Source organism: uncultured Chitinophaga sp. (assembly GCF_902168175.1).
GTDB lineage: Bacteria > Bacteroidota > Bacteroidia > Chitinophagales > Chitinophagaceae > Chitinophaga.
The window spans coordinates 112,216-124,556 of record NZ_CABHOU010000010.1; the positions used below are offsets into that span (position 1 = coordinate 112,216).

General features: G+C 48.6%; 6 protein-coding genes. All 6 read right to left on the bottom strand.

The features are described from left to right. Nucleotides 1-4 precede the first annotated feature (4 nt). Entirely contained in the window at nt 5-1,294 is a 1,290-nt protein-coding gene (locus tag QZT80_RS01205) for a glucoamylase family protein (protein ID WP_295116791.1), read from the bottom strand. A 58-nt stretch (nt 1,295-1,352) separates the two neighbouring features. Continuing rightward, nucleotides 1,353-2,873: a RagB/SusD family nutrient uptake outer membrane protein gene (locus tag QZT80_RS01210; protein WP_295116793.1), complete on the bottom strand. Its 1,521-nt coding sequence runs from the start codon at nt 2,871-2,873 to the stop codon at nt 1,353-1,355. An 11-nt stretch (nt 2,874-2,884) separates the two neighbouring features. After that, nucleotides 2,885-5,866 carry a TonB-dependent receptor gene (locus QZT80_RS01215; protein WP_295116795.1) on the bottom strand — a complete coding sequence of 994 codons (2,982 nt, stop codon included), beginning with the start codon at nt 5,864-5,866 and terminating at the stop codon, nt 2,885-2,887. A gap of 308 nt (nt 5,867-6,174) precedes the next feature. Further along, a complete protein-coding gene (locus QZT80_RS01220; protein WP_295116797.1) occupies nt 6,175-8,439 on the bottom strand; it encodes a family 20 glycosylhydrolase in 2,265 nt (754 codons plus the stop codon). A 716-nt stretch (nt 8,440-9,155) separates the two neighbouring features. Further along, nucleotides 9,156-11,300, bottom strand: coding sequence for an alpha-galactosidase (locus QZT80_RS01225; RefSeq protein ID WP_295116799.1), 2,145 nt, complete (start codon nt 11,298-11,300; stop codon nt 9,156-9,158). A 253-nt stretch (nt 11,301-11,553) separates the two neighbouring features. Then, a partial coding sequence (locus QZT80_RS01230; RefSeq protein ID WP_295116800.1) for an alpha-L-fucosidase occupies nt 11,554-12,341 on the bottom strand: 788 nt, incomplete at its 5' end.

Consider the following 12,341-nt stretch of genomic DNA (forward strand, 5'->3'; position numbering starts at 1 on the left):
TAAATCATTTACTCCCCGGCCACGAGAACCCCAGCCTCTTTAACCCCTGCTGCACTTCTGGCACACTCATAAACAACTTCCACAACAAGCCGCTACGATAATTTTCAATCATCACTACAATAGGCCCCTGATCAATAGCGAGGTACTGTGTATCATACCAGTTATGCGTTTCGCTGAAGGCATCGTAAAAGCCATATGGACCCCATATCTTATCGCCCAGTTTATCATAAAAGTGCCGCATGGCCTGCATGGAATATTCGGGTGTATAAGGGAAAGCAGATAAAGCGGCTGTGGGTGTTATAACCCCAAGATCGTTGGTGGGCGAATGGGCATTGTAGAACTCATGGTTATCGCTGGCGGTGAGTCCCCAGCAATCGGCACTGTAACCTTTAAACTTCTTTGGGTTCTCTATACAATACTGCCGGTTGATCAGCGTATGGTTCTTATTCTGCTCCCAATAATCAGCGTATTGGTCTTTTAAACCACGCGGATCGAGTCCAAGGAAGGAATAATGCGTAAAGAACAGCGGTCCGCCATAATCGAAGCCTAATGGCAGTTTAATGCCGTAAAACGAGCGGCCGTTGTAAAAGAAATTACTCATGGCCCAGCCACGATGGTATGCTGCGGGCTGTATGGGAAAGTTGGGAGATGATGCAGCCAGTACGTAAGCAATAAGGCACTCGTTATACCCTTTGATCTGGTGGTTCATGGCCCATCCGTTATTGGGCGACCAGTGCCAGTACAGCACATCCTGACCGTCGTGGGTGTACCAGTTCCATTCAGCATCGTTCCATAACCAGGTAATTTTATCTCTTATCTCTCTTTCTTTGGGGTTATCTCCTTTAAAGTACTCCCGTACGCATAACAACCCCTGGAACATAAAAGCGCTTTCCACCACATCTCCCCCGTCATCTTTCCTGCTAAAAGGAACGGTTTGACCGGTAGCGCCATTCAACCAGTGTGGCCATATACCATGGTAATGGTTCGCCTTCTGCATAAAGTTCACGATCTTTAACAGCCTGTCCAGCCCCTGCTCTCTTGTAATAAACTTACGCTCTATGCCCACCAGTATCGCCATCACGCCAAAACCCGAGCCGCCCACAGTTACTACTTCTGGTGTAACGGTACGCTCTGGCGCCAGGCCTGATACGGGATGCGCAAACTTCCAGAAGTAATCGAAAGTGCGTTGCTGCACCAGCGTTATAAGGGCCGAATCAGTAAGGTTCTTTGGGCGCTTTTGTGCCTGTATACTGAAAGAAATAAATAACAAACCTGACAACAGAAATATACGCATAAACCTTCTTGTTGATGAAAAAATACCGCCGGCACATTGATATGCAGGCGGTACTAATTTAGTTAAAGAATGGATTTTGTCCCAGCCGTCCGCCACTCAGATCGCGCTGGTCCTGCGGAATGGGAAACAGTTCGTTTTTACCATCGATAAACGCTTTGCCATTTGCACGCATAATAACACCGGCACGGCCCTGACGTACAATATCGAAGAAGCGGTCGAACTCCATCGCCAGTTCTACACGGCGCTCGTCCCAAATCTTAAGGCGCAGCGCATCTTTGGAACCACTGAAGGCGGGAAGCCCCGCTCTGCGCCTTACAATATTCAGTTTGGCAATTGCTTCGGCGCTATTATCTAACTCATTCGCTGCTTCTGCATAAATAAGCAGCACGTCTCCATAACGTAGTACGCGATGGTTCTTCGGCGCACGGTCAGCCACACCGCAATAGGGTTCGGCTGTACGACTATGATAAGCTTTGTAATTATAGCGGTCGTTTTCCACTGAATCGCGGCTGGGTATACGGAAGCCATCCCATAACACGGTACCATTGGGGGCAATGGTGATAATGGTGCCATCTTTTCTTTTATCGCCCGGTTCGTAAGCGTTCACCAAACTTAAAGATGGGTTATTGAAACCAAATCCCAGATCGCTCCATCCTCTTTTACCGCCCGCGCGGGGGCCCTGACAAACAGCGTACAGGTTGATGGCTGCGTTACAGGCGGCATTTACACCGGTTTGCACTTCGAATAAAGATTCGGAGGAATTAGCACCAGCCACGCGCCATATGTTGGCGTAGTTCGATAAGGTATCGTACAATCCTGATGTGATAACGGCATTCGAATATTCCAGCGCCTTCGCCCAGTTTTTACGGTACAGATATACCTTCGCGAGCAGGCCCTGCGCCGCTCCTTTAGTAGCACGGCCTGTAGGTGTTGCGCCCTTCGCCGGCAGGTTATCTGCCGCGAAAGTGAGATCATCAATAATAAACTGGTAAATCGTATCTACGGAAGCGCGTGTCTGAAATTCATCACTGTTCGCTTCAGACGCCTGTGGCACACGATCGATCTTGGGTACACCGCCATAGAAACGTACGAGGTTGAAATAGAAGTACCCGCGAAGGAAACGTACTTCTCCCAGTAACGCATTCTTCTTTGCTGCCTCCAACGGACTTAAAGGAATTTTGTCCAATGCCTGGTTAGCACGCGCAATTGCCTGGTAGTGACCTTTCCACACATTACTCACGATGCCGTTACGGGCGTCCAGCGTAAAGTCGTCTATTTCCTTGGCTGCCTGGTAATCGTCGGGCGAGCTGCCTTTATCGCCATTATCGGAGGCTATCTCGGTCATAACGATGTACTGCAAACTGTTCACATCGGGCTCAAAGCCGCCTATCCACAGGATGTTGTAAACACCGTTCACCAGGTCGGTGGCCGCGCCCGGGTTGTTGCGGATCTCTTCTTCTGTTACAGCGCCCTGTGGCGGAATATCCAGGAATTTATTGCCGCAGGAAGGTAATGCCATTGCACCTGCCGCCAGTAGCGCCATGCTGATATATATCTTTAAACGATTGTTCCTTTTCATGATCATGGGTTTTAAAATGTAACATTCACGCCAAACGCATAAGTCCGGGTGGTGGGATAAGCATTTAATTCAATACCGGATTCCAGTGGACTTGCGGGCAGTTCGGGACTAAAACCAGAGAACCGTTTAACGGTAAACAGGTTTTGCGATGTCAGGTAAAACCGCAGTGTGGTCATCTTCATCCTTTCTAACATGGCTTTTGGAAGTGTATACCCCAGCGTTACGTTGTTAAGGCGAAAAAAGGTGCCCGACTCTACGAAGTAATCCGATGCGGGTGTACTGGGCTCAATGATACGCGGATCGGTGTTGGATGGATTATCGGTCTTCCAGCGGTTATCTGCATAATCAGCCTCAATGTTATCGGTTACCTGGTAACGGAATGCTTTTTTGCCGTTATACACTTTGTTGCCAGCGTTGCCATAAAAATCAAGCGAACCGTCAAATCCTTTATAATTCACCCCCAGGTTGATACCGTAGTATAATTTAGGTTGATAGGAACCCACGAAATAACGGTCATCGTTCGTGATACTTCCATCATCATTCTTATCGAGATATTTAAGGTCGCCGGGCCGGGCGTTAGGTTGAATGATGGTACCGTCTTTACTTTTGTAATTATTGATCTCATCCTGCGTTTGGAAAACACCATCGGTGCGCAGTACATAAAAACTACCTATTGGCTGACCGTTGTCGGTTAGTGTGGTAGTACCTTGCTGACCTACACCACCACGGGGGAGCGGCTGTCCGGCATTAAGACCTACTACTTCATTTTTATTGAAGGTGATGTTACCGCCGAATGTGTAGTTAAAGTCTTCAGACAAATCATCTTTCCATTGCGCAGTAAACTCCCATCCCTTATTGGTGAAGGAGCCCGCGTTGGTTACAAATTCATTGTCCGGATCGCCGAGTATACCGGGAAGTTTAACAATTACCAAAGCATCGATGGTCTTTTTATCGTAGTAGTTGATTTCACCGGTCAGTCTGCGGTCCAGGGATGAGAATTCAAAACCAAAGTCATATTCCTCTGTGGTTTCCCAGCGCAGGTTCGAGTTTTTAATATCGCTGATGCTCGTACCCAACACCACTCCGTTATTGAACACATATGGCACACCGGTATTACCTGTAACAATGTACTGATTGGAAGCGATGTTATCGTTACCAATACGTCCCCAGCTGGCGCGCAGTTTCAGGAAGTCGAAAGTCTTTTGTTGTTTCAGGAACGATTCTTCCGACATTACCCAACCTACACCTGCAGCAGGGAACCAGCCTACGCGGTTTGCTTCAGGGAAACGGGACGATGCATCGCGACGAATAGATGCGGATACGAGGTATTTATCTCCATAACCATAATTAATACGCCCCAGTACCGATGCACGTGCATATTTATCACCGCCGCCGTTATTGGTAGATGTGTTTGGGTCACCGGTAACAAGGTACCACTGATCGCGGGTAGGCGGCACACCGCGGCGTACCCCTTCCACATAATCACTGTTGAATTTCTGTGCCGTATAACCTGCCAGTGCGGTAATGCTATGTTTATCCACGCGCTGATCGTACGTAATGGTATTATCCCACAACCAGTTGGTGCTATTATCCTTACGCCCCGTTAACGTACTTTGTTCCGTACGCTGGTTACCACCCGCTTCGATAAATGTATTTTCATCGTTCAGGTATTGATAATTGTAGACCCGCCTGTTAAAAAAGCTTTGGTCCACGCTGATTGCCGAACGCAGTTTCAGCACTTTTATGGGCGAGAACTCGAGGTAACCTGTTCCCTGCAAACGCGATTCTGCACCGCGGTTATTCACCTTATCAATATTGATTAAAGGATTACCGACGTTACCAAAAGCAGAGGTGTTACCGTACTTATCGCCCACCTTGGTAGCTACTACAGGCGCGGCGCGGTAAGTGTTAGCGAACACCGCATCGTTATTAATGGTATCTGAATTAGCCCGCATGAAGGAGAACTGCGTGCCGAACTTCAGGTTACGGGCCAGGTTAAATTCGTTGTTCGAGCGAATGGTAAAACGATCGTACTTGTTACGGATCACAATACCCTCGTCATATAAATATCCTACATTGAAGTAAAAGATCATCTTTTCACTACCCCCGGAAATACCGATGTTGTGGCTATGTTGCAGTGCGTTCCTTAACACCGCATCGTACCAGTCGGATGACGTATTACCAGCAGGAATAACGGTAGAAGGCGACGCATCGGCCAGGAAATCTACATACTGCGTGCGGTCAGCCATTTTTACAAGATTGGAAGCCTGCCTGAACCCCACATTGCCTGCATAAGTCACCTCCATCTTCCCTGCACGTCCCTTCTTCGTGGTGAGGATGATGACGCCGTTGGCTGCACGTACGCCATAGATAGCGGCCGCAGAAGCATCCTTTAAAACATCCATGGATACGATATCGCTGGTGCTGATGTTACGGATATCGTTGGTAAACACACCATCAACAATATACAATGGCTCCGCACCGGCCAGCATACTGCCTGTACCACGGATACGTACCAATGGCTGTGAACCAGGGCCACCATAGTTGATGATCTGCACACCTGCCACTTTACCCTGCACACCCTGTGTGGCCGTAAGCACCGGCTGCTTCGCCAGCTCCGACCCCTTCACGTTCGCAATGGAACCGGTAAGGTCTTTTTTACGTTGCGTGCCGTAACCTACCACCACCACCTGTTCCAACTGGCTGGTAGAAGGTTGCATCGTTACGTTCACCTCCGTACGGCCTTCAAGCGCAATATCCTGCGGGGCGAAACTGAGCAGCGAAAACTGCAATACACCTGTGGTAGATGGTACGTTCAGCGTAAACGTACCATCGGCCCCGGTAACGGTGCCAACATTCGCATCTTTCACACGTACGGTAACGCCTATCAGCGGCGCACCATCCACATCCACCACGCGGCCTTTAACCGGTGTTGCCTGTTGTAACGCCATGCCTGCGGCATGGCTGGAAAAGTGTAAAAGGAACAATAACAAAAGGGTACAAACTGATTTTGTTGTAACATTTAAATACATAACGTTCGATTTATCGCGTTAGAAATAATACTGCGCGTTTGGGGGGACAGGGAGAAACAAGACGTCCGGAAATGATGGGGAACAGAGTCGCAGCCAGGTGCTAATAGTTTGGAGTCAAACCTTGCCGTTGCTCTTCCGCGAATGCTTTGGTTAAATTATTTGTTTCCGTTTTTTTATTGCTTACTGAAGTTACTGAATATCCATGAATACAGAAAAAGAAAGGGCCGGAACATCTGCTGTTCCGGCCCTTAAATAAGTAATATCTACAACTATTTGTTCAACATTTCATTCGGGATGGGTTGTTTGCTTATACCCGGACCTTCATACAATACTTTCAGGTATTCGGCCTGGTAAGTATCATAGTACACTATCTTAAAAGGATGATACCCCTTGGCCAGTGCTATCTGCCCATAGGCTTCCTGCTGCGGATGTGTTCCCTCATTATCTACTACCTGTGTATCGCCGATAAACAATGCACTGCCATCGCTCGACTGCAGGTAGAAGGTGTATACACCGTCTTTTGGAATGATGAAGTGACCTTCAAACGTCACCCCGAAGCCATTGTCTGTAAATTGGTCGGGAAGCTCAAAGTGTGTCACCCAGCCTTGTTTCACAGCAGGGGCTTCCAATAGTTTTTTAATACTGCCGGTGGTTTCGTAGTATTTATAGAACATGCCCTGCTCTACCAGTTCAGGTTTTACGCCTGGTCTTAACGACTGTTTGGTAAAACGTAACACTTTCACCTGGCTGAGTCGTCCGTCGGGCAGTATTTCGCGGGCGTTGATCACGGCATCGCGTTTTACGCTTAAACCCGGTGTATACAGCAACGAACGTTTATCCGGCTCCGTAAGGTCGGTCGTGTAACGGATCTCGCCATCTTTATGTGCAGCCTGCAATACCACCTTCATGGAATCGGTAAACACGTAGTTCGCAAATTTGCTCACTACATCGGGTTTGCGGTAGTTAATTCCATTCTTATCAAGCCATGGGTAAAAGCCCTGCATACGGGTGGTGAAGTCGCTAAAGTCTTTCTGTGCAGCGTTACTCCAGGCGTTTTCGGCCAGGGCAAACAGGCGGGGAAAGGTTCGGTATTCGATGTCTGCAAGGGTCTGGGTTTGCTCTGTCCACAGGTTGGCCTGCAGCCCCAGTACATGCGATTTCTGTTTGTCATCGAAGTCGGACAGGCTGTTATCGAAGTTGTAAAGGTCTTCGAAGTACAGGCGGCTGCCGAAGGCAATAGGTTCATAACCTTTGCCCTGCGGGTAATCGAAGTACGAAAGATGTTTAGGGGTGATGATCACGTTATGCCCCTCGGCGGCCGACTGCATAGCCGGCTTCAGTCCACGCCAGGCCATTACCGTAGCGTCAGGGCTCAAACCACCTTCCATGATCTCATCCCAGCCAATCAGTTTTTTGCCTTTGGCCTGCAGCATCTTCTCCACTCTTTTAACGAAGTACGATTGCAGTCCGTGTTCATCTCTCAGGTCTTCGTCCTTTATACGTTTCTGGCAATGCGGACAAACGGCCCATTTCTCTTTGGGTGCTTCATCACCACCAATATGAATGTACTGCGAAGGGAACAGGGCCGCTACCTCGGTCAGCACATCATCAATGAACTTAAAGCTCTCTTCTTTACCCGCACAATAAATGTTGTCGCGCATTTTAGGTCCGCCACCGGTAGGCATTACTTTGTCGAAAGCGCCAAAGCAACTCAGTTCCGGGTAAGGTACCATAGCCGATAAGGCATGGGCGGGCATTTCTATTTCAGGGATAACGGTGATGTAATGTGCTGCTGCGTAAGCAACAATTTCCTTCACATCTTCCTGGGTATAGAAACCACCGTACTTAGCAGCTTCGCCTACCTGCGAAGGGGCCTGGTTTTTCCAGATGGCACCCAGCCGGTCGGGGCGCCATGCGCCAATGGACGTAAGTTTAGGATATTTCTTTATCTCTATCCTCCAACCCTCATCATCGGTAAGGTGCCAGTGGAAAGTATTCATTTTCAGCAATGCCAGGTAGTCGATGTAGCTCTTCACCACCTCTTTTGGAAAGTAGTGGCGCGATACATCGAGCATAAAACCACGCCAGGCGTACTCGGGCTTATCATAAATCGACGTGCTTTTCAGGTTTACCCCATCGGCAATTAGCAGCTGGCGAACAGACTGGATACCGTAAAACAATCCGGCAGGCTTAGCAGCGGTAAGGGTTAGCCCATCTGGTTTAACAGCTAACACATATCCTTCTGCGCCCAGGGAATCGGCTTCCTGCAGTTGCAGGATAATAGCTCCTTTCGCCGGCGCGATGTCCTTAATGGGCAATACTTTGCCACTTTCCTGTTTCACAACGGCCGACAAGTAGCTGCCTAAATTTTTCAGTTCGGGTGTGGCTGTAGCGGGAATTACAACTACCGCGCTACCGAGGTTAAAACTACCTGCGGCATTGGTTACTTTCAGTGGTTTCGGGATAATCGACTGTGCAGTAACAGCTTGCACGGCTGCAACTGCCACCATCAATCCCAGTACTCTTTTTGGCATATTCATATGGCTAATATATAAATTATATTTATCATATAGATAAAAAACAAGGTGCCTATCTAACAGAATATGAATAATGTGACGAGCGGAAGTTCTTTATTCAGCCGCCGTTGTGTCACTCCCTTCAACCGCAACGACACTATCAACAAGCTTTTCAACACCTGATCCCCCTGTATACCGTCCACACTGGATGGTTGCATTCCCGGTCCCGACGGCGATCCTTGTCATCTCTTTGTCAGTTGATCCGTATATAACCCGTATATAAACCGTATATAAACCGTATCTATATAGATACGGATTATCTATGGATCAACTACGGTTTACTAACGGATATACTTATAAGGTTGCTTAAAAGAAGTAGGTTGGGAGTGTAGTGAGAGTATGGTGAAGCGGAGGGTGAGCGGACTTTAAGACACATTTTAGTTACGCGGGTGTTATTGATCGACCTTTAGATTTGTTGCGCGGTACAAACTATATTGTGTGTGCGCGTTAGCGGGCAGACCATATAGATTAAGCGTAAGTCGGTTAATGTAATCCGCCGGGCAGTGGTGCTTGGTTTCTGCCCGATAATGTTCAAACAGTTGAAGGTAGCGACACAACGGGGGCTAAATAGAATACCATGGCTGGTTTCCTATCCGATTACCCTGCACCTAAAGCGTATTCAACTGTCGCAATTGCCCCCGCGTACGCAAAACATGTCTTACCGTCCTCGCTCCTTACTCGATCACCAGCCAGCTGTATCCCTCGGCAGGCAGCTCTATCTCCACCTCCGCGCTATAATCGCGTTTAAGTTTGTATTGTTTCGCTTTGCCCTCCTTTTCACGGATGCTGGCGGTGTTGGTGAGGCCGCTATAATATAACGGCAGGGAAATACGGCGGCGCACCTTTTCCTTCAGCGGATTATAGATCATGGCCAGGCCTTTTTGCGGGCCGGTTGGCAATACGTGCAGTATACCGTCCCAGTCGCGGCCATCTGGGCGGCGCAGGTGGATGATGTCAGCATTGAGGATGGTGCGGTATTTTTTGTACCAGGCAATCACCTGTTGCACCAGGGCCTTCGTGCTGTCTGTATCGTACAGGCGGGGGCCGCGGTAGCAGGCCTGTATGCCGGCACCGTAGTATTGAATCATGAGCTTTTCGTACGCATCGCGGTGTTCGTTTAAAGGCTCGAGCGTGGCAGCGGGGCCACCGCCCTGGTATTGCGTGAGTGGTACAAAACCCCAACCCATAGCAGGCGTTTTTTCCCAGGTACCATCGAATATGTTCTGGCGGTTTAGTATTTGTTGCTCGGCCCGCGGTAAGGAGAAGTTGACTTCGCGGTAGCCGAGGGCTATTTTATGCGTGCCGTCGAGGAAGTACCAGTCGGGCGCGTTGATGTATACACCGCGTTCGTTCAGCATCCGGTAAAAACCCTGCTGTATCTGCATTTGCGCCCATTGAGAATCGTCAGCGTTCTTATGCCCGGGATGGGTGGTAGAGCCACATACATCGCCGGGGTATGGACCATCATTCTCAAAAATATCAAAGCCACACTGGGTGATAAAGTAGGTAAGTTTTTCTATGTACTTAATGCCCCATTCGCTGCCCAGGCAGGGCGCATTACCGAACATGGCCCCGCCAGGCTTGCCTGTTTTCGGGTCTATAACATCATCTTTGTCGCTTATCCTCCGGCTGGAGAATAAGGAATAACCGCCCAGCAGTATGCCTTTCGAATGTGCATAATCTACCAATCTTTTATATCGCCGGATATTGGCTGGTCCCACATCTTCCATATTCAAGCCACTGCCAAAACTAAGTATCACAGCCTCGTAGCCGGTAGCAGCACACTGGTCTATCACTTCCTTCACCTTAGTAGTATCTGTGCTTACCAGGTGCATAAAGATGGGATTCTCCGTAGTCCAGGGTGCCACTTTACGGTACAGCATGCGCTGTGCAAGACCGTTCCGTTCACGATCGTAGCTATCCAGCAGCAATTCATACGTGCGGATAGAACGGAAGGTGGCATTGTTGGTGATGGCGGTGTTAACACCGAAGGGCGGGTATACTTCGAGCAGACAAGGCGTTTGCAGATCGTAGTTAACCTGCGAAGTATAGGTACTGTCGGCCTTCCAGTGTGTGGTTTGGTCGCTGAGGCTCGCCTTCATGGCATTGTTATAGGCATAGTTACTTTCGATATAAAGGCCGTGCGGCGGCTTCATCTGGTTAACGCGGCCTACCACGGCCGACTCTTCTTCCGGTGTGGCCAGTATTTCATTTACCACCTGTTCAATCATCACACTTTTACCACTCTTATTTTCTATGCTCACCCATTTACAGAGGGCGGGAATACCGTTGTATAATTCATAATGCACGATCACGGTAATACCTTGGAGTGCGGGCAACTTCGAACGGTAAGTAAAAGCGAGGTCCCTCCCCTGCGGCATTTCCTTTTGTGTGGACCAGAACTTCGCCTGGGGCTTCCAGTTTACATACGCCTGCACCGGTGTAACACTGTGCGATACATATTGAAAACCGGCATCACTGCCTTTCATCTCTCCCAACCATTCCGGTAATAAATAAGCCTGTTGGCGCTGGGCACTCACGCCGCCTACGTTGTATTGTTTTCCATTAACAGTAATGCGCGCTTCGGGTTTAACAGCGCGTAATAACTGCTCGCCGTTGCTCAGGTTGCGGTAATCAATGCAGGCCGCGTTGGGCTGCAGGATAAAACTTCTGCTCAGCAAACCATTGGTGAGCGTGAGCGTTGCTTTGTTATCTTTAACATTGGCGGTGAAGCCGGTGTTATCTGTAAGCCAGTCCTTTTGTTGCGCAAAAACCAGTGTCGAAAATAATAGTGCCGTAATAGTAGTCAGTAATTTCATAACGTTCGATATGTTGTTATTCAGGTCATAGTCACGAAGGTGTTGAGGCAATAACCCGGTACAACATCTTCCTAAAATAGATCACCATCTTACGGGTTACCCGTATTCATCCATCCAAATTATGAAATGCTTTGTTGATATATACATAGCATTTTGCTCATTTATGACATTTAATTATCCCGGGTAAGTTAAACAAAATCCCCTGAGCGGCTGGCGCACAGGGGATTTCATCAACCTTTCCATTTATCATTTATTAAGTGAGCGCATCTCGGTATTTAGCGGTGTTGTCGCCACCGGAAGTTTCGATGATGATCACTTGCGGAGTGTCGTAACTGCCAGAGGGTAAGGTGAGCTGGTATTGCTCCTTCGCCACTTCCTCTACTTTTATGACCTTACCGCTACCTTTAAAGTAAGCTTTGGTAATGGCTGTTTTGGCTGGTACACGTACCTTCAGCACTTTACTCACGGGGATGTTAAACACAATGGCGTTTACCTTTTGCTCGTTACCCTTTTGGGTAAAGTAACCCCAGTCCTGCTTTTCCCAGCCGGCATAGTCGCAGCCGATAATAACATCGCCATTCTTCGCCATCCATTTGCCGATGTACTGTGCTATTTTATGCTCCGTCTCACGAAAAGTACCATCGCCGGATGGGCCGAAGTTAAGCAGGAAATTACCGCCCATGGAAGTGCTGTGTACTACCATTTCGAGCAGTTCCAGCGGAGTTTTAACATGGCTTACGCTCCAGTCTTTATGATAGCCCCATTGGTTTTCAGGCACCGTCATACAGGCTTCCCAGTCCCACTTCGTAACCGCCAGTTCAGTAAAAGGCGGCAGGCGGCGCTCGTAACCACTTTCGTAATCGCCCATCAGTTTACCATTACTATCTTTGTGCCGTTTGCCATAATCATCGGCACGCAGGCGACTGTTCACCACCACACCCGGGCGCACCTGTTTGAGCATCATTTCAATATCATACGTCCATTTACCATTCTTCTTCACCGAATTATCCCAGGTACCATCAAACCAAAAACCTTTCACCG